Origin of the sequence: Micromonospora sp. NPDC047762, assembly GCF_043204655.1 — a bacterium.
Classification (GTDB): domain Bacteria; phylum Actinomycetota; class Actinomycetes; order Mycobacteriales; family Micromonosporaceae; genus Micromonospora.
In genome coordinates this window covers 459,115-483,551 of the sequence record NZ_JBIDCQ010000004.1, presented here as the reverse complement: position 1 = coordinate 483,551, position 24,437 = coordinate 459,115, and the positions used below count along the sequence as shown (strand labels likewise).

Genomic DNA, 24,437 nt, shown 5'->3' with positions numbered 1-24,437 from the left:
CGGCGAGCGGGAAAACAGACAAGTCGCCCGCCATTGGCGCAGGGCCAGCAGCGGGCGACTTGTGGTGGTGACTATGAACAGAGGCAGCGCCTCGATGTCAGCGCATGCCGAACCTCTCGGCGAGCGCGCGCAGATCCGGATCTTCTGACTGGTCCATCCGCAGCAGGTCTGCAACAAGCCCACGCGCCAGCGGGTGTGCCGCCACCCGCTCGGGCGTCAAGTCGGCGGCCTGTGTCAGCGCCTCCACTGCGGCGGCCAGGTTGCGGCGCTGACCATGGGCGCGAGCGATGTCGATGAGGTACCGGCTCCGCCGTTCAGGCGATAGCCCTGATGGGTCGAGGGTGGCGGCAGTTCGCAGAGCAAGTCCGGCATCGCCCAGCTCAACCGCGACAGCCACCTCATGAAGCGCAACATTGGTGGGACCAAACTCCGTGTTGTAGTCGTTGCGGTCCTCGCCGAGGCGTTCCGCAGCTCGTCGCGCTACCTCAATCTCCCGGTACGCCCGCTCGGCGTCGTTCTGCCGAGCCGCCACGACGGCCAGTTGGAGATGCAGCGCGCCCGACACCGACAGGGCCCCTGGTTCGCCAACGTCCGCGCGGTCCTCTAGGGCCACCGCGGCTGTACTGGCGGTCTGGTGCGCCCGGTCCAGTCGTCGCGCAGCCTGGAAGACCAACGTAAGCCGAAACGCGCCCTCACTCATGAGGAGCACGTCCTCCGCACGCTCGGCGGCAGCGATCGCGCGGTCCGCTGCGACCCAAGCAGCCCCCGAGTCGCCAATAGTGGAAAGCACTGCCGCACAGGCGTGGTACGCCCGAGCAAGCGCCGCATAGACGGCCCGCTGCCCTTCCCCTTCGGTGGAACGAGCCGCGCTCTCTAGATCCGGCAGCAGCTGCACAAGCAGCTCACCGACCTGAGTGACCTCCGACGCGTGCGTATGGCTCCACGCTCGCTCGACCCGATCCGACAACTCGCCGATATCGACGGATGGCGATTCCGTCCTGAGGACGGCAGCCAAGGCGTGACTTGAACTCAACGCCAGGCTCAGCTCCGTTGCCGCTTGTGGCTCTTCGTGAACGGCAGCGATCACCGGAGCCTCAGGGGCCAGTTCCGACAGTGGCACATCGAGGACCTGGGCGAGACGCTCAAGGACCGTCATACGGTCGATCTTTCGAGCCCCCCGCTCAACCTGAGACAGCCACGTCTCGGACCGATCGATCAGACGGGCAAACTCCCGCTGCGACAGCCCTCGCCGCTGACGGTGCAACGCAATCCGCCGCCCCAGCGCACGCTCGGCGCTCGGGTCCTCGCTCACGAGGCCACACCCTTCATGCCCATCGGCTCCAAGAACTCCACACGGACTCCCGACAGGTACTGCTCACGCTCAGCCAGAGCCCGCAGGGTGTGCGGCTGCCGCTCGTGCTCGTCGAAGGCCGCACGATCCCGGTAGACCTCGTAGAAGACCCGCGCCAACGGCTCACCCTCCACCTGGTGTGTGGCGTACACCAGCGTCCCCGGTTCGAGCGACTGAATGCCCGGCAGCGTCTCTTCCATCAGTCGGTCGAAGCCCGCCGCAGCGTCCTCGTCTTTCAGATCAAACCGGACCACCAGCGCAAACATCGCAACCTCCCGAAGAGAAGACCCGCACTCCTTGTGTGCCATCGTACCGGCGCTGCGGGCTAGTGAGTCGGTTGCCGAATTGGCCTCTTATGAATCAAGGCGGCCCGCAAGCGGGCCGCGCCGGCCGCGCTCGGCCTGCTGGCGGCGCAAGCGCCGGCATCGGCCGGCGCGCCGGCCGATAAGAGCCTTTGCCTCCGGCGGGGGCCAGACGACTCCGAGATGGAGTTGCCGAACGGTTCCGGTTCGTGGGTGGTGGGATGCCATCCCGCCAGCCGCCGACCCAGGCAGAGCCGAGCAGACCAGGGCTAGGGCGCCAAGGTCGTTCGTCCGGTAGGGCGCTCCACCTTGTCGCCCTAGCCCTGGTCCGCTCCACGGTGTGTGGGTCGGCGGCAGACGGGATGGCGGCAGGCTAGGTCGTCGCTGACGGCGGGGCGGCCATTCGAGAGATTTCGTCCCAGTACCAGTTTTCTCTAAAATGATCACCAAACAACAGCAGGGCGAGGACTTTCCCCGCGCCCGTCAGTTGAACGTTGTGGCGTCCCTGCGGTAATGGCTGCCCCCGCAAAAGGCGACGATCAAAAAGCTCCTGCAGGGCAGGGTTCTGATCGCCTGCGAGAGATAAAAAGACGATAGTACGCGAAAAATCAGGAGCCCCTGTTGTGGCTATATTGATGAACAGTAGCAGGGCGCCAGGGCTGAGAGTGCGAAAAATATCAAGGATCTGTCTGCCCGCCTGCGCAGCGAGCGTTCCCGGAACTCGCATCCGCGTCTCCCCGCCAACTCCCGTAGCAGATTGATGCGAAAGCAGCTTCTTTACTCGCTCCTCGACTCGCTCCGCAACCGCCTCTGGATCGATGGCTCCCGCCGGCCCGCCGGTGTCGTGCACGTCTACCACGGTGGAGGCTTCGGTCGCTTCCCTGACGGCATCCTCGGTGGCTGAGCGAAGAAGTGCCGATAGTACTTGGTTGAACTGTTCAGACTGATTGGTTAGAAGCGCGTTCGCGGTCGACTTGACCTCGGCAAGTGCCGATCTCGTCTCGGAATTTACTCGCTCCGTTTGCGTCAGTTGCTGCGCCGACCCTTGGGCTTGGGCGAGCGAGACGATCAGTTGAGAGGCGAAGGCAAGTACGGCCAACGCCAAAGCGATGGTGGAGAGAATGTCGACATTCTTAATTCCTACAACGACGCTCAGTGTTCCCAGTGAGGTTATTGCGAGGACCAGTAATCCGAGGCTCAACCATGACCAGGGCACATGCAGACCCGCGCGCTCAGGAGCTTTCATAGTGTGAAAGTTGAGTCCTCCGACGACTACTCCACTGTTGGCAGCCTGCGATTCGTCCCGCATGAGAGGAGTCTACTCATGCTCGTGTATGGAACTAGTGAGGCGATGCAGCGCTGCAGGCGTCACAAGGCTGGAAGAGCTGCGGACGCAGAGCCGGCGAGTGGTCGGCTCGGGTGGTGGGTCACCCCGGACGAGTGGCGTTCACGCGGCTGTACAGCCAGGCGTACAGCCAAGCCGACCGACGGACGCAGCCCGAGTAGCACCTGGCCGCGAGTAGTCCGCATCCAGTCCGCAAGAGGCCGACGAACGGTGGGGAGTGGTGAGAGATGTCGAGAGGCGTTTCCGCTGCTAGAAGGCCACTAGGGCAGGTCGCCGGGTAGCCCAACTTGATCTCATAATCCCTCGGTCGCGGGTTCGAGCCCCGCCCGCCCCACCAGCCGTTTTGCTGGTCAGCCATGCTGCCTATGACCCGGACGGAACGCGTCGAGGTCCGGGCCGACGCCCTCAGTCCGCAGCAGCACGACCCGCCGCCCGGTCAAGGCGGTCCGCGCTACCAGGCTGGACGGTCTACGGCTGCCCGACGAGGAGATCCGCCGCCAGCGCGGAAGCGGTGGGAGATGCCGAGAAGTGCTTCCGCTGCTCCCTCGACCCCGGCCGGTTCAGCCGTCGTGGGGATCCGGTAGGAGTTGATTGGCGAGTGATCGTGCTGTGGCGGTGAGCGTCGCCGTGTCCATGCCGGTCCGGCTCATGAACAGCAGGCCTTGTTGCGCGGCCAGGAGTGCGCGCGCCAGTGCGATCGGATCCGCCTCGGCGGGTAGGTCGCCCTCGCGTTGGGCGCGGGCGACGCAGTCGCCGATCAGCGCGGTGGACGTCTCGTACGTGCGGTGGGCGTGATCGAGGACTTCGGGGTCGGCGTTGCCGAGTTCCGAGGTGCTGTTGGCCATCAGGCAGCCACGCCGTTTGCCGGCGCCGGTCGGGTCGCCGATCGGTGGCTCAAGGATCGTGCGTAGTGCGACCACGGCCCGCGGAGCTTCGGTGAGGGCTTTGCGCAGGTGGTCGTGGTTGTCGTCGGTGTAGCCGCGCAGCGCCCGGAGGAAAAGCCGGCGCTTGTCGCCGAACGCTGCGTACAGGCTGCCTTTGCCCAGCCCGCTGACCCGCATCAGGTCCTCCAGCGAGGTCGCGGCGTAACCGGCGTTCCAGAACTGATCACGGACGGCGTTGAGTACCTGCTTCTCGTCGAACCCTCGCGGACGTGCCATGCGACCCAGGATACGGATCCTTGACCGTCCGGTCCACAATCCTTATGGTGGACCGGTCAGTCAATAACTCGTCGTACGCGGGAAGTGGGCAGCAGTGGGAAAGCTGGACAACAAGGTGGCGATCGTGACCGGCGGATCGCGGGGGATCGGCACCGCGATCGCGCTGGCGCTGGCCGACGAGGGAGCCGACGTCGCAATCAGCTACGTGGCCGCGGAGGATCGGGCCAAGGCCGTGGTCTCCGACCTGGAGGCGAAGGGAGTTCGCGCGGCGGCGTTCCGGGCCGACCAGACGGACGTGACGCAGGCGACCAGCTTGATCCACCAGGTGGTCGAGCAGTTCGGAAGGCTCGACATCCTGGTCAACAACGTGGGAATCGGTGGTGGTGGCCGCATCGACGAGGTCGATCCCGATGAGGCCGCCATCGAGCGCCAGCTCACCGCCAACTACAGGAGCCCGGCGGCCGCGATCCGGGAGGCGTTGCCGCTGCTGCCGGATGACGGGCGAATCATCAGCATCAGCTCGGGTGTGGGAATGCGGGCCGGTTTCCCCGGGATGGCGTATTACACGGCGACGAAGTCGGCCCTCGAGGGCTTCAGTCGAGGCGTGGCCCGCGATCTGGCCGGCCGGGGCGTCACTGTCAACGTCATCCAGTCCGGATTCATCGACACCGACGCCAACCCGGCTGACGGCCCGGCCGCAGCCGTGTTCCTTCCGACGACGTCAATGGGGCGCTACGGCAGGGGGGAGGAGATCGCCGCGGGCGTCGTCTTCCTGGCCAGCCCGGAGGCCTCCTACGTCACCGGTGCGGTACTCCGGATCGACGGCGGATACGGCGCCTAGCTCGAACTCCAACCTGTGGCCGAGCGACAACGACCCCGGCCGATCACGACGACGGCCCTCGGTCGAGGCAGGTCGTGCAGGAGCTTTGCCGCACCCGTCCGATGCTGGCGGGCGCCGAGACCACCGGCACCTGCGCAGGCGCCGGTGGTCTCGGACCGGCACCGAACAGAGGTTGCCGGGAAGTCGCAGCATCCCGCCCGTACGCACTCCATTCACGGCGCGCGTCCAGGACGAGCAACACCAGGGCAACCAGATGTCCGCAGACGACAAGCGGCGGGCGGTGTGTCAGGACCAGCGGAACATCCGCACCGGCAGGAGTACGAGGACGACGGTCGCAGCGACGGCCAGCAGAATGCGCACCGTGCGAAGACCTCGCCACCATGGAATGACCCAGAGCAGCAACCACATGACGCCTGAGATGAGCACATGTAAGCCGGCCACCCCGAGGATGGTCTCCTCGCACATGTTTTCTGCTATGGCCTCCTTGCACAGCGCCGGTGGACCGTTGTGGTCCCCGAGGCTCCCCAACACCCCGACGAGGCAGGCCAACACTGGAGCGGCTATCAGGGTGAACAGCGGCGTCACCAACCACCCGGCGAGATCACGCTGCCGGTCCAATAGCCGTCCCACTGGCAGAACGCTACAGCCGGACATCGGCACTTCTCAAGCTGACGATTCGGGCCCCGCGCCAACGGCACGGCCCGCATCCAGCCGCACGAGGTTCACCGACGGTGAAGGGGCGGTGAGAGGTGCCGGCAGGTGTTTTCCACTTCCAGACCACCATGTGCCTGACGCCCGCACCGTCGAGCCGACGAGGGGATCCGCCCCAAACAGTTGTCGCACCCGAGCTTCGGAATCCTGATCTTGACGATCGCCGTCGCGGGGGCGGAGGGTGACCAGATGACGTCGAAGGTCTGGCTCCACCGTGACGAGGACTTCCGTCCGGGTGTCGAACTCTTCCGTAGCGAGCGGCTGTTCGCGCTGTGGTCGTACTCGGCGACGCACGGCCAGCTCCTGCTGCGCGCGGACCAGATGCCCGAGGGCCACGGCCGGCTTTCGACGACGATCGAGGTGCTGTTCAACCCGGTCGACGCCGTGCAGATCCAGGCGGCGTACCGCGGGCTGGTGATCCGGTGCGCGACCAGGGACGAGGCCGCGCTGATCTGCGGTGACATCAGTGACGACGGTTACCGCTCGGAGAATGCCAGGGTGCTCGTGCTGGAGAGCGAAGGGGTGACCGGCCACGTCATCACCGCCAATGTCGGGTGGTGCGAGGGCGAACTGTCGGACGTGCAGCCCTCGTTCTTCAACACGTTCAGTCCGTACGACCCGATGTGGCCAGTCAAGCCGCTCAGCGGAATCGGCGGCGAGCTGGACATCGCCTCGCCACAGAAGGTGGCGGAGGCGTTCCTCACCGGCCTACCAGAGGGCGTACGCCGGGAACGACACCGCTACCTGCACCTGCTGACTGCGTTGACCGAGCAGGACGGCCGTCGGAGGTGGCACAACCTCGGCGTCTTCCTCACCGAGAAGGATGTCGAGGAGGCCAAGCGACTGGTTGAGCCCCACGTGACGATGTGCGACATCGAACTGATCCCGGTGGTGCTGTAGCGGGCCGCAGCCTGGTGGACCGAATAAATGACGCCTGGCATGAGCCGATGATCGAGCAGAGTCGACGACGCGTTCCTGTGCCGGTCCCCGTCGCCGCCGTGATTCTGCTTGTGGGCGCCGCCATCCCGGCGTCGATGATGTTTGCGAATGGTCCATCCGTTGCCACCGGGTTGACAGGCGTACTTCTCCTACTGGCGTTGGCTTACGGCCTGTGGCGTGGTAGCGGGCGGGCCCGGTTCTGGACGACCGTTTTCTCGACCTGCCGGCGGCGGGCACTGGTAGGTCCCGCACACCACGAGCCCGGAGTGTCGAGGTCCGGCGCACCTGTGCGCTGAGTGTCAGCGTGTCCGGCTGACGGACGAAATCCTCGGGTCTACGGAGTAGCGGCGGACGACGTCGGCGGCGTCGCCAGCGGTGGCACCGGGATCGGACAGCACCTCCAGGCACGGCGCGCGTCCAGGACCAGCAGCACCAGGGCAACCAGGTGTCCGCAGACGACAAGCGGCGGGCGGAGGTACGCCAGGATCCGTGCGACCATCGGAAGACCCTGCGTGATGTGACCGACTTCGACGAAGGCTCTGATCCGGCCCGACCGGCGAGCGGTGACGTGAGGAGGGGCAGGACATGGTTCAAGGCACCCGCGGCGAGCTGCTCGAACGGCTGGCTGAGGCAGTCGGGTCCGTTGCAGTCGCCCACCCGACGCGGGTTGCCGTCGACGGGCCGCCCGCCGCAGGCAAGACCACCCTCGCCGACGAGTTGGCCGTCGTCCTGCGCGCACAGGGCCGCGAGGTCATCCGCGCCACGATCGACGACTTCCTCTTCCCTCGGGCGCGGCGCTATCCGCGCGGCGAGTACTCGGCCGAAGGCTGCTACCACGACACCCACGACTATCAGGCGCTGAAGCGGTTTCTACTCGACCCGCTGGGGCCGGGCGGAGATCGACGCTTCCAACCCGCGGTCTACGACAGCGCAACGGATGCCGTGCTGTCCCCGCCGGTCGTGACTGCACCGGCCGACGCCGTGCTCGTCTTCGACGGCGTCTTCCTGCTGCGCCGGGAACTGGTCGACCGGTGGGAGCTGCGCGTCTTCGTGTCGACGGCACTGGGGAAGACCGTGGACCGTGCCGTGGTCCGGGAGCGCCGGGTGTCGACCCGGGCTGACGTCGAACGGCGCTGGCGGGAGCGTTACATTCCCTCCCAGCAGCTCTACCTCGCCACGGCTCGGCCGACCCAGCACGCCGACATCGTCGTGCACAACGACGAGCCTCAGCGGCCGGCCTGGGAGACGCGGACGCACTGACCGCACTCATCCTGACTCTGGGCAGGCCGGTCCAGCGCACGGTAGGCAACCATGTCACCCAAGGTCGGGGTGTGGGGTTTCGACGTACTGGCCAAACGCCTCGCATCCTGTCTCCCCGAGGCGCTGGTGCGTCGGCGCTACCGTGAGTGCGTCAACCCCACCGAGGAGCGCCGCATGACCGCCGCACCGCGCAGGGCCGTACGCCGGGGTCTCATCGTCCTTCTCGTCCTGCTGGCGGTCACCGGCTGGACCTATGTCGCCATCGGTGACCGGTGGAAGAGCAACGTCGCCTTCTTCACCCTCGACGAGGGCGACAACTACCGGCTCCGGGTCACCGGTTCGTTCGATGTCCGTTGCGCCAAACTTGAGCGGGAGACGTTCTCCGACCCGTACGTCAACTGGCGGGAGGCGGGTAAGGACTGCGCCTGGCCCCGGGTGGCTGACGGCGACGGCTGGCTGGCCGGTGGGCGGGTCGAGCAGGTCCATTCGGAGCGTCTGGGCAGGCGACTGCCGGAGGTGATCCTCTACGGCATCGTGCCGGCCGCCGCCACGTCGATCCAGATCACCCTTGGCGACGGGACGCCACGCGAGGCGGCCACGATCGCGTCGGGTCACGACGCCTACCGGGTCTACGCCGTGTACGTACCCGATGCGGGCGACCGGGTCGAGGTCGTGTCGCTGCGGCTGCACGACGCGCAAGGCGGTGATCTGCGTGTCTACTAGCCGTTTCCGTACCGTGGTGGCCGCCGTGGTGGTGTTCGGTGGTCTTGCCGTGGTCGGCGGCCTCACCTGGGAGGGCTGGGACGGGCGGCGGCCGAGCGTCACCGGTCCCCGGTTACTCACCGAAGGCACGACCGGCGGCGTGAACTGGTCGGTGGTCCAGGTTCGGGAAAGCACCTGGGGCGAGTGTCTCTACCTGCGTCAGGACGGCGCGACAGTGGAACGCGCCTGCACCGAGTCCGGAGTTCTGCAGAACTACGAACTCAGCGTCCGTACGCTCCGCGGCGCCGCCGCCCCGATCATCTTCGGCGTGCTCCCCGCCGCTGCCGCCCGAGCCGAGGTGGCCGCGGACGGCGGAGATGTCCAGGCCCGCTTCCGCAACGCCGAACTGCTGCCTCTCGAGGTCCACGGCTCCGACGGGTCCAGGCGCTTCGTGGTGCAGGCCGCACCACCCGGCCCGGACTGGGCTGGCAGGAAATCGGTGTCAGTCGCCGTCCAGGACGCGGCGGGTCGGCCGCTCACCCCCCGCGACCTTCGGCCCCGCTAGTCGCCGGGGTGACAGGGCAGTTGGTTCGTGGCTACTGGTCACCGTGACTCTGCTCGCGGGTGCGCTTGATGCTGCCGACCTCGCCCTTGATCGGCAGCCAGTAGAAGGGGATGAACGCGATGACCACCACGAGGCCCACGACCGGATGAATAGCGCCTAGTGCGGTCCCGACGACGATCCAGAACGGCGCGGGGCGGAAGCGTCTGCTGATCGCCCGTGCGGTGTCGTCGTCGGTGGTGGAGGTCAGCAGGCGACGGCCGTGCCTGGCGTACTCCCAGATCACGTTGAAGAGGATGGCGGCCACCACGTAGGTGGCTCCGTAGAAGATGAGTGCGGTGCGCTGGCCGTGGCCGGACTCGAACGCGTGGGCCAGGAGGGACGAGGCGAACGGCAGGAACGCGATCACCATCAGCAGCAGCGTGTTGAGCAGGAGCAGCATGCGGTCGGCGGAGCGGATGTGGTCGAACATGACGTGGTGGTTCACCCACATCTGCCCGATCAGCAGGAAGGTGATCGCGTACGCGAGGTAGGAAGGCCACAGTTCGGAGAGGCCGCGGAGCAGGTGCTCGGTGTCCTCCGGCGGCTGGATCTCCAGGACGAGCAGGGTAACGGCGATGGCGATGACCGCGTCACTGAAAGTGACTGCCCGCTTCGGATCTCGTTCCGCACCGATCGGGTTGCTGGCTCTGGTTGTGCCCTCGGTGGAGGTGCCGCGAGCCGCGCGAAACCAGCGCATCAGCCTCCCCCACGGTGGTCACCCAAGAGCCCTTCCGGTGCCGCGGGTTCCCGCCGTCGCCGGAACCAAACCGGCCTGCGGGTCAGGCAGCGTCCTCCGCCGGGACGAGTCGGCCTCAGCCGATGTGCAGCAGCAACACCTGGCGGTCGCTGAGGTCGGAGACGCAGTCGCGCAACAGCCTCAGCCCGTCCAGCCCGGCCGGGCCACTCTCCTCGAAGTCCATCCCCATCTCGGCGAAGTGGGCCGCCAGATCCTCCGCGCGGTGCCCGCCGGGATCGAGCTGATCCAGTAACCCTGGTGCAGGAGTGATGAGCGTGGTCAGGCCGTACGCGCTGTTGATGGCCTCCGACTCGGCGTTGAACTCCGGCGGATCCAGGTCGATGCCGCGCTCCTCCAGATAGGTCAGGACGTACAGCATGCAGTAGCCGGACCAGTCGTACTCCTGTCGCGCCCTGCGCCCGTGTTCGGCCAGGTACGCGCGGAACGACGACGGCGATGTGCGGGCCAGGCGGGCCAGCTCAAGGATGCCGTCCCTGGGGAGCACTGTCAGTGACGCGATGGCGGACAACGCATCCTCCGTCGGTTCAGGAGAGCACGCGGTAGGCGACGTGCAGGACCGCGCTCGCCGCCCGTGCCGTCACCTGTTCCAGTTTCAGCGACGGGACGCCGTCGAACAGCCGCACACCGGTGCCGAGGGTGAGCGGCACGATGTGCAGGCGCAGCTCGTCGACGAGGCCGGCGGCGAGGTACTGGTTGATGGTGGTCGCACCGCCGTGGATCAGGATGTCGCCGCCATCGGCCGCCGCACGGGCCCGCGTGAGCGCCGACTCGATCCCGTCGGTGACGAAGTGGAAGGTGGTGCCGCCCTCCATCGGCTGCGGCTCCCGTGCGTGATGGGTGAGCACGAACACCGGCTTGTGGAACGGTGGGTCGTCACCCCACCAGCCGTTCCACTGCCGATCCCATGCACCGCGTACCGGGCCGAACATGTTGCGCCCCATGATGACCGCCGACGCGTCGGTGATCTGGTCGAGCTCGGCCTGGTTCTCCTCGGCGGCGTCGAACATCCAGGCGTGCAGCCCACGGCCCCAGCCGTCACCGCCGTCGTCGCCGAACGGGCGTTCCTCGGTCTGGTTGAGCCCGGCCGAGTACCCGTCGGCGGAGATGGTCTGGTCGACGATCACCTTGCCGTTACGTGTGGTCACAGCGTTCTCCATCGACGACGTCTGCGCGGGAGATCAGCCTACGGCCACACATGGTCCCGATCGTGCACGATCCGACCCGAGTCGACCGGCACCGCCCCGGGAAGCAGCCGCGCCATCACGGTCCGCGTCTGGTCGTCGCTGGGCGCAGTGACACCGCGACCGCCGTACCAGGAACCGAGGCTGAGGCCGACCGTACCCAGCAACACCGCGCCGAGCAACACCATCGCGACGCGCCGCAGCCGACGGCTCATCAGCGCACCTCCCTGCCGCAGTGCGCTAGAGGGTAGCTCCCGGAGTCCGGTTCTGGTGCCCCCTGGATCGTGTCCAGTGCGCGACGATCGGATCGAGCATGCCGGGGCGGAGATTTAGCCTGATTCGGTGATCTCGATGGTTGGTACGGGCGTGCGGGTCAGGCTGCTCGGGCCGGTGGAGGTGGTCGTCGCCGGCGCTCCGCAGGCGGTTAACGGTGTACGGCGCAAGGCGGTTCTGGCCACGTTGGCATTGCACGCGGGCCGTGTCGTCAGCATCGACCGGCTCGTCGACGTGGTCTGGGGCGACCAGCTACCGGCCACCGCGGCGAACACGTTGCAACGCCACGTGTCCTACCTACGCGGGGTGCTCGGTGAGCCCGGGTCGATCGTGGCGCGCCAGCCGGGCTATCTGCTCGACACCGGGCCGGACTCCACTGACGTCCAGACCGCCGAGCGCCTCATCGAGCTGGCCCGGCGCTCGACCGACCCCAACGAGCAGGTGAAGCACCTGACGGCCGCAGTGGCACTGTGGCGGGGCCCACCGCTGGCCGACGTGGCCGGGTCGGCCTGGCTTGAGGAGCAGGCCGAACACCTGGCACGCCTACGGTTGGAGGCCGAACGGTCGCTCGCCGAGGCCCGGCTGTCCGTCGGTGAGCACGCCGGCCTCGTCCCCGGGTTGGAACGGCTCGTCCGACAACACCCCTTCGACGAGCACCTGCACGCGCAGCTGATGCTCGCCCTGTACCGCGACGGCCGGCAGGGCGAGGCGGTCGCCACGTACCGGCGGTTGCGCGACAACCTGCGGGAGAACCTCGGCCTCGACCCGGGTCCGCGGCTACGCGACCTGGAGTGCGCCATCCTGCGCCAGGACACCGCCATCGCCGCACCGGCCCCGGCGGCACCGACGCGGGTGGCGGCGCAACTGCCTCCTCCCGTACCCACGTTCACCGGACGCGACGCGGAGCTCGCCGCCCTCGACGCGCTGATCGACCGGGGCGGCGCCGTCGTGGTGTCCGGGACGGCCGGCGTCGGCAAGACCACCCTCGCCGTGCACTGGGCGCACCGCGCGGCCGAGCGCTTCCCCGACGGGCAGCTCTACGTCAACCTGCGCGGCTTCGACCCGGCGGCCCCACCAACCGAACCGGCGCGGGCCCTGCACGGTTTCCTTGAGGCGCTCGGCGTTCCGGTGGCCCGGATGCCCCGCGACCTGGACTCGATGGCGAGCTTGTACCGCACGACGGTGGCGGGCAAGCGACTGCTGGTGGTGCTGGACAACGCGCGCGACGCGGAGCAGGTCCGGCCGCTGCTGCCCGGCTCACCGGACTGCCTCGCCATCGTCACCAGCCGCGACCAGCTCATCCCGCTGGTCGTCACCGAAAGCGCCCAACCGGTGCCCCTGGACCTGCTGAGCCCCGGCGAGGCCCGCGACATGCTGGTCCGCCGGCTCGGGGAGCGCCAGGTCGCCGCCGAACCCGCCGCGGCCGACACCATCGCCGACCGGTGCGCCCGGCTGCCCATCGCCCTGGCCATCGTGGCCGCCAGAGCCGCCACCAACCGACACTTCTCGTTGGCCGCCGTCGCCGGCGAGCTGGGCGACCTGGATGCCTTCCGCGCAGGTGACGAGGCCACCGACGTACGGGCGGTCTTCTCCTGGTCGTGCCGGACGCTCAGCCCGGCCGCAGCCCGGCTGTTCCGGCTGCTGAGCCTGCATCCCGGCCCGGACGTCTCCGCCCCGGCCGTGGCCAGCCTGGCCGGCGTCGACGGGCAGGCGACCGGCCCGCTGCTCACCGAGCTGACCCGGGCGAATCTCTTCACCGAGCACACGTACGGGCGCTACGCGTTCCACGACCTGCTGCGCGCGTACGCCGCCGACCTGGCCGAGGAGACCGAGCCGCCGGCCGAGCGTCGAGCCGCCATCCACCGGCTGCTCGACCACTGCCTGCACACCGCTCACGCCGCCGACCTGGCACTGCACCCGCACTTCAGCGCGATCAGTCTCCCGCCACCCCGGGCGGGCGTGACGCCGGAACGCCCCAGGAGCCGATCGGCCGCCGCGGCGTGGTTCGCCACCGAGGTCCCCGTCCTGCTCGCCGCCGTGCCGCTCGCGGCGCGGTCCGGGTTCGAGGGACACGCCTGGCAGCTCGCCTGGACCATGGCCGGCTTTCTGCACCGGCAGGGGCACTGGCAGGACTGGCTCGGCACGCAACAGATCGCTCTGGCCGCCGCGTCCCGCATCGGGGACCAGGCGGGGCAGGGCCACGCGCACCGCAGCCTCGGTCTCGCCTGCTCCCGGCTCCGACGGTACGACGAGGCCGACGACCACCTGCGGCGCGCACTCGACCTGTTCACCGACGTCGGCGACGACGCCGGACGGGCGCACACCTGCCTGAACCTTGGTCAACTGGCCGAGCGGCAGGGGCAGCACCAGCAGGCGCTGCGCCATTCCCGGCGGGCGCTGACCCTGTTTCGGAGGGCCGGAAACCGGGCCGGGCAGGGGTACACCCTCAACGCGGTCGGTTGGCAGGAAGCGCTGCTCGGCAACTACCACAGTGCCCTCGAATCGTGCGGCCAGGCGCTGCGCATGTTGCAGGAGGTGGACGACGTCCAGGGGCAGGCCGACACCTGGGACAGCCTGGGCCACGCCCACCACCAGCTCGGCGACGACCGGCGGGCCATCGCCTGTTACGGGCACGCCCTCGAACTCTTCACACAGGTCAACGACAGGTACGCCGAGGCGGGCACGTACGTCAATCTCGGCGGCAGTCACCTGGCGCTCGGCGACGTGCCCGCCACCCGTGCCGCGTGGCGGCGAGCCCTGACCATTCTCGACGAGCTCGGCGATGCCGACGCCGACTCGATCCGCGCCGACCTCGAACAGCTCGACGCCACTCGGCTGCGCTGACGTACGCCGCTTTCTGCGCCGTTTCCGGGCCGCTTCAGCGTGGCCCGGCACTCTTCGGACACCAGTCTCTTCCGCATCAGGAACGGAGCGTTCGATGAGTCGTTTGGCACACCACCTCGCGGTGATCGGGGTGGTCAGCGCGACGGTGCTGGCCATGTCCTCCGCCGCCGTCGCCCAGAGCGACAAGCCGCCACGGAAGGGCGTCGACTGCGTGGTTCAGCACGTCGACGAACGCGGCAAGGTCCTCCGCACCGAGACCGCGCCCGAGGGCCGGGAGTACGGCCCGTTCCGCTGCGTCGGCGGGAAGTGGACGTTCGCCTGGGCACCCTTCGGGGCGGACGACATGATCACTGCCGCCGAGATCCAGATCGAGCCGTCCGGTGCCGTGTCGGTCCGGCGGTTCACCGGCCCCGCGCTCGGCAACGACCTCACAGTGGGCGAGATCGCCGGCATCGCCCAAGCCGTCAGCGGAAGCCGGGAGGTGCTTGTCGACCGCGCCATCGTTGCGGTCGACGACGGCAAGGAGCGGACCCCGGAGCAGATCGAGGCGCTGCTGGCCGGCAAGGACGACACCGGGGTACGGGTGCTGGACATCATCGAGAAGCCCGACGCCGCCATGTCGACGAAGGACGTCATCGACGAGGCCGGCGGCACACCCGAGACGACTGTCGTCTATTTCAGCCTCTGGGGCGCGATCAAGTCGGTGTTCGCCTGGATCGTGGACACGATCGGCGAGATCGGCGAGTGGATCGACGACCACTGCGACTGGGGGTCCCCCAACACCACTGGCGACATCGTGACGTGTCGGTGGTAGCCCGTCCCACCCCGCCGGCACCGATCACGGAAATGAGGACAGCATGACAACTCTGCGGGACATCACCAGGCGCGCCACCATCGTCACGACCGCCCTGATCGTCGGACTGACGGCTTCGTACGCACCGTCGCAGGCCGCCGAGGGGGAGGCCCGGACGACGATCACCGACCACCCCGGTGCCCCGGGGACGATGCTTCGACAACTCGAGGACCTGACCGGCCGGCCCGTCGGCGACCTGGACAAGGTGCTGGCCGTCGACACCGGCGGGCGGAACCTCACCAGCGACCAACTCGCGGCGCTCGCCGCCGGCAAGCAGGTCGACGGCGTCAAGGTCGTCGGCACGATCCCGGGCAGCCGGGAGGTGCTCGGCACGACAATGGCCGACCTCGCCGACGGCACGTACGACGGCACTGGCGACGGCGGGACGGCGACGTCCCTGCTCTTCGCCTCGTCCACCTCCGGCGGCCGGGAGTGGTGCCTGACCATGTGCGTCGCGTCGGGCAAGTCCGTCTGGGAATGCCTGCTGTCGCGCCGGACCGGCGAGCTGATCCTCACCCTCGACCTGGCCGGCGGCACCACGGTCGGCGGGACGAAGGCGGCCTTCGAGAAGGCGAACGGTGTCGCCGTCGACGGCCCGTCCAGCGTGCAGACGCTCATCGGCGACGGTGAGCCGTCAACGGACGAGATCAGGACGCTCCTCGACGGCAGGGACATCACGTCGTTGCGCCGGGTGGCGACAGTGGACGGGCCGGACCCCGGGTGGGCGCTGGCCGACATCGCCGAGAAGTCCGGCGTCGTGTACGCGAAGACCAAGGCCCACATCTTCACCCTCAACCTGCCGATCCTCGGGAAGATCCTCGTGGTCTGCGTCTCGCAGGACGGCGGAAAGACCTGGAAGTGCTCGGCTCGTCAATGGGGCGGGTTCTGACCGGTAGGCCGTCCACGGTCCCGCTCCGCCCGACCTCCCCGGTCGACGCGGAGCGGGGTTCCGCGCTTGAGCGGGCCGCTCATACTCACGAGATGATCAGCAGCGACCCTCGCGTCCCGTGGCCGCCTCGGGATTCCCACCCGACAGAAAGCTCGACATGAGCCCGTCGACTACGACGCCGCTCGTGCGGTCCTCCACTCAACCCCGGAGACCGCCGGCTGCGTCTCACTCTGCGTCCGCACGAAGACGTGGGGTGGACGTGACCTGGAGGTGGAGTGAGTCGGCACGAGGACGACGAAGAGTTCCGGCTGTTTGTCCAACGACAGTGGGGATCGCTGCTCCGAACGGCCTACCTGCTGACCGGTGACCGGGGGACAGCCGAGGACCTGACGCAGTCGGCGTTGGAGAAGACCCATCGGCGCTGGGGGCGGGTGCTGCGCCGGGACGCGCCCGAGGTCTACGTACGTCGGGCGATGGTGAACACGGCGATCTCCTGGCGGCGTCGACGGCGGCCGTTGGAGGTGCCGCTGCTGACCTCCGACAGCCAGCCGACTCACGACGCGTACGTGCAGGTGGAGCAGCGGCAACTCCTCCTCGCCGCGTTACGGCGATTACCGCCCAGGACGCAGGCGGTGCTGGTGCTGCGCTACTTCGAGGATCTCAGCGAGGCGGACACCGCCAAGGTCCTCGGCTGCTCCGTCGGCGCGGTGAAGAGCCAGGCGTCGCGCGGCCTGGCCCGACTGCGCAACGACTTCGCCCCACCCGCCGCGCAGTCCCCGGCACGGCTCAAGGAGGAACTGGCATGACCGGAAGCTTCGCCAATTCGACGCTCGGTCCCGCGCTGCGGCAGGCCGCGCACGGCGTCGACGTACCCGAGGATCCCTGGCCCGGATTCGCCCGCCGGGAGCGACGGCACCAGCGGACGCGGCTGATCCGCACGGCGTTGGCCGCCGCGGTCGGGGTCGCGCTCGTCGGGGTCCAGACCAACGTGGTTCCGTTGCCCGGATGGGCGCCGGGTATCGCGGTCGCCGCCACTCCGACGGCGCTGCTCGACGCGCCACCACGCGGCGCGCTGGCCGGAGATCAAGCTTGGCTGGACACGCTACGGGCGCGGATCACCGCCGATCCGCCGGTGCGAATCGACGCCCCGGTGGGTGCCTGGAAGATCGGCGACAGTGATCGGATCCGTCTGATCTACGGCAGTGACCAGCCGGGCCATCGGGTCGCGCTGGTCGCGGTGCCGCTGCGGTTCGGCCTGCTGACCAGAGAGGCACTGGTCTGGTACGTAGGCCCCGCCGGGGCCGGTGCCCAGCAGATGCGGTACAGCGGCCACAGCGAGGGTGACGACGACCCGGTGATGACGCTGATGCGGGCCTACCCCGACCGGGCCGGGTTCGCGGTCGCCGTCGGTCCGCCCGAATCCACTGTGATGATCAGTGGTGAACCTCGATACACGCCCAGGGGCACTGTGGAGTACCAGGACATCGCCAGGGCGGACGGAGGTGGGGTCGGGTTCGCCGTGCTGCCGCCCGAACCCCTGCCGCACGAACCCGTCGTCCGGGTCAGCCGCGGCGACCGGGTGTTCTTCCAGGGCGGTCTGGGCGGCGGCCCGTACGCCGGGCTCGACCCGACCGGGCCGGAGATGGACGCCCTGCTCGTCGGTGCTCGTCAACCCGTCCGAGGTAAGCCGCTCGACGACACCAACCTGCGCGACTTCGTCCAGACGGCACTTCAGAACAGTCACCTCGCGGCCGGCGGCGCGACAGTACGGGTGCGGTGGTCGGGCCGCGATAACGGGCAGGCCGCCGCGCTGCTCACCGTGCAACCGGCCGGGGGCGGAGTGATCGCGTACGCCATGCACGGCGACGGTCGGACCGGCTGGTACATCGACCTGCGGCTGCTGCTGCCGACCGAGGGCGCCGACCAGCGACCGATCGGCTGGCGGGTCCGGACCGAGGACGGTGCCCGACCCGCCACCGGAGAGGTGCGGGTGATCGCCCCGCCGGACGCGGCCCGCGTCACGGTGACGGTCGAGGGCGCACCCCCGGCCACTGTCACCCTCGACGCGTCGAACGCCGGCACCACCCGGGTACCAGCGGACCGGGCGGCCACTCTCACCGCGTACGGCAGGGACGGCGGCGTCCTCGGGACCACCCCGCTGCCGCCCGTGGAGACCGACAGCAGCGCGGGAGGTCTGCCCGGCGACAGCCCTGCCACCCGGGTGACACCCTGACGTGACGTCAGGCGGGCCGAGCCGTCCCCGGACGGCTCGGCCCGCGTCGGCCTCCAGGATCGACAGTCTTGACGGCGACGACGGCCTGCGGGAGCGCGTGGTGACGATCGAGGCAGAACGGCCAGCCGACCGGCTCGCCGACATCGCCGAGCGGGCCGAAGCCGTACTCGTGGACTTCCGGGGCGTCGTCCTGCCCGACGCGCTACGCGACGGAGACGACCCGCTGGCGCTGTTCCGCGCGACAGCTGCGTTCGCGCCCGAGCTGGTCGGCGTCGTCGTCCTGGCCCCAGCTATGAGTCGAGCCGGGGCTCGCACATGCGCAGGGCATCCTCCTGCCATGCGCTTCCGACGAGAGCGACCGGGTAGCGCGCCTCTCTGAGCCGCTTGTCCTCGGTCTCGACGGAGAACCGCACCGACAGCGGCTCCGGCTGGAACGCGGTCGAGCACTCCAGTTGCAGATCGACGAGAATCTGCCCGGTGCCACCCGGGCGTATCAGCCGGGCTTGGCCCATGCCGCGTACCTGGACGCCCGGCCTTTCCGCTTGGATGGCGCGAATCGTGATCGGCGCGGGGCCGGTGTTGATCAGTGTCAGCTGCCCGTTGAGCCGGACGATTCCCCTGGAGTTCGAGCCTCCCGAATAGCCTGACTCGGGGAGGGCCACGAGGGCAACCACAGAGGACCGGTCGTGCTGGGCGCGGGAGTCCCGCAACTCAGCGACACCGATGCCGCCGAGCACCACACCGATCACGAAGGCGGCGACGAGTTGAAGGAGCACCTTCCGCCTGTTCGCGATGTTCCGGTGGGTGATGGCGCTCCTTTCGGCCGACTCATGACCGTGCTCGTCGAGGTCGATCACCACCTGCTCCACCGCCATCGCGACAGCCTAGGGCTGGCGCACATCCGGTCAGGACGCGGCCGTGCGGATCTCCGATCGGGTGGGGACGACGCGGTGGCGGCGGACCGGGTACAGGACCGGGTGCGCCATGCTCCAGGCGGCGCCCGCGCAGACGAACTCCTTGTACCGGGCCGCCAGCTTCCCGGTGAGCTGGGCGGGCCTGGCCCTGTCGTCGGCGGTCACGTACTGGATGATGCCGTCGCGGCGACCGAGGCTGATGCACTGGTTGAAGTAGCGCAGCGGGGCCTTGGGGAACTTCGCCCGACCGGTCAGGCGTGCGGCGATGGCGTCGGCGGCCTGCCAGGCCATCGGGATGCCCGAGGCGCAGGACATCCGCAGTGGCTTGCCGCCCGGTCCTTCGGCGGTCGCGGCGTCGCCCACCGCGTACACCTCGGGGTGTGAGACCGACCGCATGCTGGCGTCGACGATGATCTGGCCGGTCTGCGCGACCGCCAGGGTCGTGGCGGCGGCGATGGGGTGCACGGCGAAGCCGGTCGTCCACACCGTCACCTGGGCCGGGATCTCCCGACCGTCGCGGGCGACCGCACCGTCCGCCTCGACCCGCGTGATGTCGGCGTGCTCGTGCACTGTGATGCCGAGCCGGTCGCAGACGCCGCGCAGGTGCTGCTGCGCCTTGCCGTTGAGCCAGTCGCCGAGACCGCCGCGGGCGGCGAGCGCGACGTCGAGGTCCGGCCGGGTCTCCGCGATCTCGGTGACCGCTTCGAGGCCGGTGAGGCCGCCGCCGACGACGAGCACGGTCCCGCCGGCAGCGAGGTGGGCGAGGCGGTCGCGCAACCGCAGCGCCGAGGGCCTGCCGGCGATGTCGTACGCGTGCTCGCCGACCCCGGGGACGCCGTGGCCGGCGGTGACGCTGCCGAGGGCGTAGACGAGCGTGTCGTACGCGATCTCGTCGGTGCCGTTGTCGTCGACGAGCGCGACGGTCCTGCGGTCGGCGTCGACGGCGGTGACCCGCGCCTGCCGAAGCGTGACGCCGGTGCCGGCGTAGATCTTGCTCAGTGGGCGTGGTGTGAGGTCCTGTCCGGTGGCGAGTTGGTGCATGCGGACCCGCTCGACGAAATCCGCGTCGGCGTTGACGAGGGTGATCTCGGTGTCGCCCGGGTGCAGCCGCTTGGCGAGACGCCCGGCGGCCATGGCTCCGGCGTAACCCGCTCCGAGGACGACGATGCGGTGCTTCATGGTGGCACTCCTGTCTCGGTGGTGGTCACTTCCTGAACCGGACAGCGACGCGATTCCTGACAGGAGTCGGCTATGAGCTGGATCACCAGACGCGGAGGGTGGGCTCCCCGTGCTCCGAGGCGGACCACTGCCGGGTGGCGCGGACGAGCTTGTCGGGGTTGACCTGGTTGTGGATGGCCGCGACGCCCCCGGGCGTCACCTCCAGCGACATCACGCCGATGACCCGGTCGTCGATCACGACCACCACCGCCGGAGCGCCGTTGGCGGCGGCGACGTGCACGGCTGGGCTGCCACCCACCAGGTCCCGTTTGACGTCGGTCGGCTTGAACAGGCCACGCAGGAACTTCGCCACCGCCAGTGCGCCGACGATCGGCGCGGACCGGGCCGGGATCTTGCCGCCACCGTCGGCGGTGCTCGTCGCGTCACTGGTCAGCAACTCCACCAGCCGCTGGATCTCGCCGTTGTTGGCCGCTGTGAGGAACTCCGCGACGACCTTCCGGGCGGTGGCCCGGTCGACCTCCGCGCGGGCCCGTTCGGCGGTGACGTGCTGCTTGGCACGCCGGTAGGTCTGCTGGCAGTTCGACTCGGTGATGCCGAGGATCTCGGCGATCTCACCGTGCGGGTAGCCGAAGGCCTCCCGCAGCACGTACACCGCGCGCTCGTTGGGTGACAACCGCTCCAGCAGGGTCAGCACCGCCATCGAGACGGACTCGCGCTGCTCGGCGGTGTCGAGCGGGCCGAGCATCCGGTCCCCGCCGAGGACCGGCTCGGGCAGCCACGTGCCCACATAGGTCTCCCGCCTGGCCCGCGCCGAGGTCAGCTGGTTGAGGCACACGTTGGTGAGGACCTTCGTCAGCCACGCCTCGGGCGTCTCGACGTGTTCCCGGTCCGCGCCCTGCCAGCGGAGGAAGGTGTCCTGGACGGCGTCCTCCGCGTCGCTGGCCGAACCCAGCAGGCGGTAGGCGATCGCCTCCAGGCGGGGCCTGGAGTGCTCGAACACCTCGACCTCGTCAGGGCTGAGCGGCATGACTAGACAGTATCCGGGCGGACGGCGGCGTCCCGGTGCCCGTTCCCACCGCTCGCACCATGATCAAGGGATGAAAAGTAGCTTTGAGCGCTGTTTCCTGACCTCCTTTTCATCACTTGATCAACGGATCGCACGGCACGACTCGCCTTCCAGGCGACCCATCCGGTACGCGGGTGAACCCGGTCAGCGGCTCGTCGGACCCGTCCCAGCCGTCCGGCGTGGTGTGGACGCGGTCGGCGTCTCGTCGTACGGCGTCGACCGGCGGCGGAACGTCGCCATCACCACGGCGGTCAGGCAGATCGCCGCGGCTGCCATGAGCGGCGGGCGGGCACCGAGGTGGACGGCCGCGGAGCCGAGCGGAATCGCCACGACGAGCGGTCCGAACATCGCGGTGTTGGCCGTCGCGGAGACCCGTCCCAGCAGCGCTGACGGCGTGTGGGTCTGTACGGCGGTCACCGCCGCGACCAGGGTCCAGGGCAGCCCGACGCCGGCCACCACCGCCCCGACGACAGGTGCCGGCCACCACGGCAGGCAACGCGTCAGGCAGCCGACCGCGAACAGTGCCGTTCCGGCGACACCGACGGCCACGGGACCTCTCGCCGCGATGAGCCGGCCGACGATCAGGCCACCGAGAACGGAACCCGCGCCCTGCGCGCTGGCCAGCACACCGAGGAACGTCGTCGGCAGGCGTAGCTCGGTCACGACGATCGCGTAGATTCCCGCGGTCGTGAAGCCGGACATGGCGATCGAGACCGCGGCGAGCACGACCGCCAGCCGTGTCGCTCGCTGTCCGAACAGGACCAGCAATCCGGCACGTGGGCCGTCGCCGCGTTCGGTGGGCCGGCCGGTGGGCACACCGTTGAGGCGAAGGAGCGCGTACAGGGTGGCGACCAGGACCGGCATGGCGGCACTGAGGACGGCGACCGCGTGGCCGCCCCGCCACGCGTAGAGGCCGGCCCCGGCCAGGGGAGCGACGAGCTTCATGCCCTCCTGCGCGCTGGAGCGCCACCCGTTGACGTCACCGAGTTCGGCCGGCGCGAGTGCCGACGGCAGCAACGCCGTCTCGCCGGCGTCGATCAGCACGTAGCTGACGCCGTAGGCGCACGCGACGGCGAAGATGAGCCAGGTCTGCCCCGGCCCGCGCACCGCGAGGAGTGCGAGCAGGGCGGCCGCCAGCATGAGGTTGACGGCGATGACCAGCGGCCGTCGGGCCGCCCGGTCGAGCAGACCGCCCAGCCACGGGCCGGTGAGCACCGGGGCGTAGACGCAGAGCCCGGCGAGGGCGGCGAGGCTGGTGGAGCCGGTCAGGTCCAGGATCCAGATGCCGGCGACCAGGGACATGGCGCTGCTTCCGAAGCCGGACAGCAGGGAGATCGCCACGAACAGGCCCGCGTTGCGACGCATGAGCACTCCGAGTTGAGTCGAGGTGACTCATATCCTCAAGCTTGAGCGGAGCCGCAGGCAATGCCGCTGGCATTTGTCAATCAACCGTTGACAGGGCGACGTCGATCTTCCTCGCCGCGGTCCGCGCCGGCGCGGGCAGTCGCTCACCCGCTCCGGTGAGATCGGTGGTGAGGTGCAGGGCCAACGCGTGCAGCGAACCCGGGGCCGCGTCCAGCGCGGCGTCCACTGTGCTCCGCACGAGCGCCGCTCGACGAAATCGGCCGTCCCACCGCTGGTCGGCCCCGATCCACCGGGCCAGGTCGGCCACCGCCGCCCGCAGCGCCGCGATCTGCTGAGGCATCCGGAGGTCGAGCTGCTGCCGCCGGGACCACCGTGCCGCCACCAGCCGTTGTCGACGCTGCTCGGCGGCCTGCCGGCTGCCGAGGCCGAGTGCCGTCGCGATCTGAGCCCACGTCGCACCGTCGTGGCGTGCGCGGTCGATGAGCTCCAGCTCCTGCTCGTCCAGGCGGGCGCGGGTGGCGCGGATCTCCGCCAACTGGGCCAGCTCCGACGTCATCCGTCAACGTTACATTGACACTGTCGGAGTCCGGGCGGCGATCGTCCTGGGGGCGCGAACCATGAACACGTCCACCGCATCCTCGGTGTCGAGGGTGAAACCGTGCCGCTCGTACAGGCTCCGGGCCGGGCTGCCCCGCAGCACGTTGAGCCGGACCGGCGTGCCGGCGCTGTCGCACCGGCGCAGCAACTCGCGCAGCACTGCGGTGCCGATGCCACTGCCCTGTAGCCGCGGAGCCAGGTAGAAGTGCTCCAGCCAGTGGGCGTCCACGGCGGGCCGTAGCGCCACGCAGCCGGCGAACGCGCCGTCCACCTCGACGACCCAGGTGTACGCCGGTGCGAAACCGTCCCGCAGGCGCTGCCGCACCCGCTGTTCGTCGTACCGCCCGAGCCGCTCCAGATCGGCCCGCAGTACCACCGCCCGCAACTCGGCCACCGCCTCGACGTCCGCCGCCGAGGCCGGCCGAAGCTCCCAGTCCACCATGATCAATAAGCTAGCGCGGCCCGGTTTCCCGGTGGTGGCGCAGCCCCGCGACGAGGAGTTCGACCATGCGACGCGCGTCATAGCGGGGTTCGCCGGCGCCGATGCAGAGATTGCCGACACCGCGCAGCAGCTCGAAGGCCGTCACGTCGGGGCGGATCTCGCCAGCCGCGGCAGCGGCGTCGAGCAGTTGGGCGCACACCGGCAGGAGCCGGTCCAGGAAGTAGGCGTGCAGCGCCTCGAAGGCCGCGTTGTCGGACTGTAGCGCCTCGGCGAGGCCGTGCTTGGTGACCAGGAAGTCGACGAAGATATTGATCCACTGGGCGAGGGCGGCGTGCGGTGTGTCGCTCTCCGCCAGCAGCGTCGGCCCGGCCTCCGCGCACGCCTCGACCTGGTGTCGGTAGACGGCGACGATGAGGTCGGCTCGGGTCGGAAAGTGGCGGTAGATGGTGCCCACACCGACGCCGGCCCGGGTGGCGATGTCGCGTACGGGCACGTCCACGCCCGAGGTGACGAAGGCCGAGGCGGCGGCGGCCAGCAGTGTCGCCTCGTTGCGCCGGGCGTCGGCCCGCTTCCGCGGGGTCGGCCTCCCTGGTTCGCCGTCGATGTCGACCAACGCGCCGTACCTCCGT

General features: G+C 69.4%; 27 protein-coding genes. 10 read left to right on the top strand and 17 right to left on the bottom strand.

The annotated features are described in order from the left end of the window. Window positions 1-97: 97 nt before the first annotated feature. The 4 genes from ACGF3C_RS16255 to ACGF3C_RS16240 form a co-directional block, all read right to left on the bottom strand. Window positions 98-1,312, bottom strand: a complete 1,215-nt coding sequence (locus ACGF3C_RS16255) for a helix-turn-helix domain-containing protein (RefSeq protein WP_393222589.1) — start codon at window positions 1,310-1,312, stop codon at window positions 98-100. After that, entirely contained in the window at window positions 1,309-1,617 is a 309-nt protein-coding gene (locus tag ACGF3C_RS16250; protein WP_393222586.1) for a putative quinol monooxygenase, read from the bottom strand. Before ACGF3C_RS16250 ends, ACGF3C_RS16255 begins: the two co-directional genes overlap by 4 nt. Window positions 1,618-2,026: 409 nt before the next feature. After that, window positions 2,027-2,962, bottom strand: coding sequence for a hypothetical protein (locus tag ACGF3C_RS16245; protein WP_393222583.1), 936 nt, complete (start codon window positions 2,960-2,962; stop codon window positions 2,027-2,029). 596 nt (window positions 2,963-3,558) lie between these two features. Further along, the gene (locus ACGF3C_RS16240) at window positions 3,559-4,158 is read right to left on the bottom strand and encodes a TetR/AcrR family transcriptional regulator (RefSeq protein WP_393222580.1); all 600 of its coding nucleotides are present in this window, start codon (window positions 4,156-4,158) and stop codon (window positions 3,559-3,561) included. Window positions 4,159-4,252: 94 nt separating this feature from the next. Here ACGF3C_RS16240 and ACGF3C_RS16235 point away from each other — a divergent pair, with 94 nt between their 5' ends. Continuing rightward, window positions 4,253-4,999, top strand: a complete 747-nt coding sequence (locus ACGF3C_RS16235) for an SDR family NAD(P)-dependent oxidoreductase (RefSeq protein ID WP_393222577.1) — start codon at window positions 4,253-4,255, stop codon at window positions 4,997-4,999. Window positions 5,000-5,284: 285 nt separating this feature from the next. Here ACGF3C_RS16235 and ACGF3C_RS16230 read toward each other — a convergent pair whose 3' ends face one another. Beyond that, window positions 5,285-5,629 carry a hypothetical protein gene (locus ACGF3C_RS16230; protein ID WP_393222574.1) on the bottom strand — a complete coding sequence of 115 codons (345 nt, stop codon included), beginning with the start codon at window positions 5,627-5,629 and terminating at the stop codon, window positions 5,285-5,287. Window positions 5,630-5,899: 270 nt separating this feature from the next. On the opposite strand from ACGF3C_RS16230, the gene ACGF3C_RS16225 reads away from it, so the two are divergent. Further along, window positions 5,900-6,610, top strand: a complete 711-nt coding sequence (locus ACGF3C_RS16225; protein WP_393222571.1) for a hypothetical protein — start codon at window positions 5,900-5,902, stop codon at window positions 6,608-6,610. A 373-nt stretch (window positions 6,611-6,983) separates the two neighbouring features. Here the strand turns inward: ACGF3C_RS16225 and ACGF3C_RS16220 are convergent, their stop codons facing one another. Next, complete coding sequence (locus ACGF3C_RS16220) at window positions 6,984-7,148, bottom strand: hypothetical protein (RefSeq protein ID WP_357232061.1); 165 nt, start codon at window positions 7,146-7,148, stop codon at window positions 6,984-6,986. A gap of 86 nt (window positions 7,149-7,234) precedes the next feature. Here ACGF3C_RS16220 and ACGF3C_RS16215 point away from each other — a divergent pair, with 86 nt between their 5' ends. Genes ACGF3C_RS16215 through ACGF3C_RS16205 form a run of 3 tightly spaced genes read left to right on the top strand, consistent with a single transcriptional unit; the run spans window position 7,235 to window position 9,176 of the window. After that, entirely contained in the window at window positions 7,235-7,909 is a 675-nt protein-coding gene (locus tag ACGF3C_RS16215) for a uridylate kinase (protein WP_357232058.1), read from the top strand. 51 nt (window positions 7,910-7,960) lie between these two features. Beyond that, window positions 7,961-8,632, top strand: coding sequence for a hypothetical protein (locus tag ACGF3C_RS16210; protein ID WP_357232055.1), 672 nt, complete (start codon window positions 7,961-7,963; stop codon window positions 8,630-8,632). Beyond that, complete coding sequence (locus ACGF3C_RS16205) at window positions 8,622-9,176, top strand: hypothetical protein (protein ID WP_393222567.1); 555 nt, start codon at window positions 8,622-8,624, stop codon at window positions 9,174-9,176. The genes ACGF3C_RS16210 and ACGF3C_RS16205 overlap by 11 nt, the downstream gene beginning before the upstream one ends. Before the next feature lie 31 nt (window positions 9,177-9,207). Here ACGF3C_RS16205 and ACGF3C_RS16200 read toward each other — a convergent pair whose 3' ends face one another. From ACGF3C_RS16200 to ACGF3C_RS16185, 4 genes are all read right to left on the bottom strand, one after another. Then, window positions 9,208-9,912, bottom strand: a complete 705-nt coding sequence (locus ACGF3C_RS16200; protein WP_393222564.1) for a TMEM175 family protein — start codon at window positions 9,910-9,912, stop codon at window positions 9,208-9,210. Window positions 9,913-10,027: 115 nt separating this feature from the next. Beyond that, the gene (locus tag ACGF3C_RS16195; protein ID WP_393222561.1) at window positions 10,028-10,480 is read right to left on the bottom strand and encodes a hypothetical protein; all 453 of its coding nucleotides are present in this window, start codon (window positions 10,478-10,480) and stop codon (window positions 10,028-10,030) included. Window positions 10,481-10,496: 16 nt separating this feature from the next. Beyond that, window positions 10,497-11,117, bottom strand: coding sequence for a dihydrofolate reductase family protein (locus ACGF3C_RS16190; RefSeq protein WP_393222558.1), 621 nt, complete (start codon window positions 11,115-11,117; stop codon window positions 10,497-10,499). Between the two features lie 38 nt (window positions 11,118-11,155). Next, entirely contained in the window at window positions 11,156-11,368 is a 213-nt protein-coding gene (locus ACGF3C_RS16185) for a hypothetical protein (RefSeq protein ID WP_393222555.1), read from the bottom strand. Between the two features lie 136 nt (window positions 11,369-11,504). Here ACGF3C_RS16185 and ACGF3C_RS16180 point away from each other — a divergent pair, with 136 nt between their 5' ends. The 5 genes from ACGF3C_RS16180 to ACGF3C_RS16160 all read left to right on the top strand — a co-directional run bounded on the left by ACGF3C_RS16180 (window position 11,505) and on the right by ACGF3C_RS16160 (window position 18,245). After that, a complete protein-coding gene (locus ACGF3C_RS16180) occupies window positions 11,505-14,270 on the top strand; it encodes a BTAD domain-containing putative transcriptional regulator (RefSeq protein ID WP_393222876.1) in 2,766 nt (921 codons plus the stop codon). Window positions 14,271-14,364: 94 nt separating this feature from the next. Continuing rightward, the gene (locus ACGF3C_RS16175) at window positions 14,365-15,084 is read left to right on the top strand and encodes a hypothetical protein (protein ID WP_357227620.1); all 720 of its coding nucleotides are present in this window, start codon (window positions 14,365-14,367) and stop codon (window positions 15,082-15,084) included. A 43-nt stretch (window positions 15,085-15,127) separates the two neighbouring features. Continuing rightward, window positions 15,128-16,012, top strand: coding sequence for a hypothetical protein (locus tag ACGF3C_RS16170; protein ID WP_393222552.1), 885 nt, complete (start codon window positions 15,128-15,130; stop codon window positions 16,010-16,012). A gap of 275 nt (window positions 16,013-16,287) precedes the next feature. Then, the gene (locus ACGF3C_RS16165; RefSeq protein WP_393222549.1) at window positions 16,288-16,818 is read left to right on the top strand and encodes a SigE family RNA polymerase sigma factor; all 531 of its coding nucleotides are present in this window, start codon (window positions 16,288-16,290) and stop codon (window positions 16,816-16,818) included. Further along, window positions 16,815-18,245: a hypothetical protein gene (locus ACGF3C_RS16160; protein ID WP_393222546.1), complete on the top strand. Its 1,431-nt coding sequence runs from the start codon at window positions 16,815-16,817 to the stop codon at window positions 18,243-18,245. The genes ACGF3C_RS16165 and ACGF3C_RS16160 overlap by 4 nt, the downstream gene beginning before the upstream one ends. A 290-nt stretch (window positions 18,246-18,535) precedes the next feature. On the opposite strand, the gene ACGF3C_RS16155 is transcribed toward ACGF3C_RS16160, so the two are convergent. From ACGF3C_RS16155 to ACGF3C_RS16125, 7 genes are all read right to left on the bottom strand, one after another. Then, on the bottom strand, window positions 18,536-19,120 hold the full coding sequence (locus tag ACGF3C_RS16155) for a hypothetical protein (protein WP_393222543.1): 585 nt from the start codon (window positions 19,118-19,120) through the stop codon (window positions 18,536-18,538). Between the two features lie 30 nt (window positions 19,121-19,150). Beyond that, window positions 19,151-20,338: an FAD-dependent oxidoreductase gene (locus ACGF3C_RS16150; RefSeq protein WP_357227609.1), complete on the bottom strand. Its 1,188-nt coding sequence runs from the start codon at window positions 20,336-20,338 to the stop codon at window positions 19,151-19,153. 82 nt (window positions 20,339-20,420) lie between these two features. Beyond that, window positions 20,421-21,365: an RNA polymerase sigma-70 factor gene (locus ACGF3C_RS16145; protein WP_393222540.1), complete on the bottom strand. Its 945-nt coding sequence runs from the start codon at window positions 21,363-21,365 to the stop codon at window positions 20,421-20,423. Window positions 21,366-21,548: 183 nt separating this feature from the next. Next, on the bottom strand, window positions 21,549-22,769 hold the full coding sequence (locus tag ACGF3C_RS16140; RefSeq protein ID WP_393222537.1) for an MFS transporter: 1,221 nt from the start codon (window positions 22,767-22,769) through the stop codon (window positions 21,549-21,551). Between the two features lie 76 nt (window positions 22,770-22,845). Continuing rightward, entirely contained in the window at window positions 22,846-23,325 is a 480-nt protein-coding gene (locus ACGF3C_RS16135; protein WP_393222534.1) for a hypothetical protein, read from the bottom strand. A 9-nt stretch (window positions 23,326-23,334) separates the two neighbouring features. After that, on the bottom strand, window positions 23,335-23,808 hold the full coding sequence (locus ACGF3C_RS16130; RefSeq protein ID WP_393222531.1) for a GNAT family N-acetyltransferase: 474 nt from the start codon (window positions 23,806-23,808) through the stop codon (window positions 23,335-23,337). A gap of 10 nt (window positions 23,809-23,818) precedes the next feature. Then, window positions 23,819-24,412 (bottom strand): TetR/AcrR family transcriptional regulator, encoded by a 594-nt coding sequence (locus ACGF3C_RS16125; RefSeq protein ID WP_393222873.1) that lies wholly within the window; start codon window positions 24,410-24,412, stop codon window positions 23,819-23,821. Between the last annotated feature and the right edge of the window lie 25 nt (window positions 24,413-24,437).

What these genes read in the sequence shown, in the direction of transcription:
- ACGF3C_RS16215 (WP_357232058.1), top strand. Translation starts at nt 7,235, where the DNA reads ATGGTTCAAGGCACCCGCGGCGAGCTGCTCGAACGGCTGGCTGAGGCA.
- ACGF3C_RS16160 (WP_393222546.1), top strand. Translation starts at nt 16,815, where the DNA reads ATGACCGGAAGCTTCGCCAATTCGACGCTCGGTCCCGCGCTGCGGCAG.
- ACGF3C_RS16145 (WP_393222540.1), bottom strand. Translation starts at nt 21,365, where the DNA reads ATGCCGCTCAGCCCTGACGAGGTCGAGGTGTTCGAGCACTCCAGGCCC.
- ACGF3C_RS16210 (WP_357232055.1), top strand. Translation starts at nt 7,961, where the DNA reads ATGTCACCCAAGGTCGGGGTGTGGGGTTTCGACGTACTGGCCAAACGC.
- ACGF3C_RS16135 (WP_393222534.1), bottom strand. Translation starts at nt 23,325, where the DNA reads ATGACGTCGGAGCTGGCCCAGTTGGCGGAGATCCGCGCCACCCGCGCC.
- ACGF3C_RS16140 (WP_393222537.1), bottom strand. Translation starts at nt 22,769, where the DNA reads ATGCGTCGCAACGCGGGCCTGTTCGTGGCGATCTCCCTGCTGTCCGGC.
- ACGF3C_RS16130 (WP_393222531.1), bottom strand. Translation starts at nt 23,808, where the DNA reads ATGGTGGACTGGGAGCTTCGGCCGGCCTCGGCGGCGGACGTCGAGGCG.
- ACGF3C_RS16150 (WP_357227609.1), bottom strand. Translation starts at nt 20,338, where the DNA reads ATGAAGCACCGCATCGTCGTCCTCGGAGCGGGTTACGCCGGAGCCATG.
- ACGF3C_RS16170 (WP_393222552.1), top strand. Translation starts at nt 15,128, where the DNA reads ATGACAACTCTGCGGGACATCACCAGGCGCGCCACCATCGTCACGACC.
- ACGF3C_RS16155 (WP_393222543.1), bottom strand. Translation starts at nt 19,120, where the DNA reads ATGGCGGTGGAGCAGGTGGTGATCGACCTCGACGAGCACGGTCATGAG.
- ACGF3C_RS16185 (WP_393222555.1), bottom strand. Translation starts at nt 11,368, where the DNA reads ATGAGCCGTCGGCTGCGGCGCGTCGCGATGGTGTTGCTCGGCGCGGTG.
- ACGF3C_RS16200 (WP_393222564.1), bottom strand. Translation starts at nt 9,912, where the DNA reads ATGCGCTGGTTTCGCGCGGCTCGCGGCACCTCCACCGAGGGCACAACC.
- ACGF3C_RS16250 (WP_393222586.1), bottom strand. Translation starts at nt 1,617, where the DNA reads ATGTTTGCGCTGGTGGTCCGGTTTGATCTGAAAGACGAGGACGCTGCG.
- ACGF3C_RS16175 (WP_357227620.1), top strand. Translation starts at nt 14,365, where the DNA reads ATGAGTCGTTTGGCACACCACCTCGCGGTGATCGGGGTGGTCAGCGCG.
- ACGF3C_RS16245 (WP_393222583.1), bottom strand. Translation starts at nt 2,962, where the DNA reads ATGCGGGACGAATCGCAGGCTGCCAACAGTGGAGTAGTCGTCGGAGGA.
- ACGF3C_RS16220 (WP_357232061.1), bottom strand. Translation starts at nt 7,148, where the DNA reads ATGGTCGCACGGATCCTGGCGTACCTCCGCCCGCCGCTTGTCGTCTGC.
- ACGF3C_RS16240 (WP_393222580.1), bottom strand. Translation starts at nt 4,158, where the DNA reads ATGGCACGTCCGCGAGGGTTCGACGAGAAGCAGGTACTCAACGCCGTC.
- ACGF3C_RS16180 (WP_393222876.1), top strand. Translation starts at nt 11,505, where the DNA reads ATGGTTGGTACGGGCGTGCGGGTCAGGCTGCTCGGGCCGGTGGAGGTG.
- ACGF3C_RS16225 (WP_393222571.1), top strand. Translation starts at nt 5,900, where the DNA reads ATGACGTCGAAGGTCTGGCTCCACCGTGACGAGGACTTCCGTCCGGGT.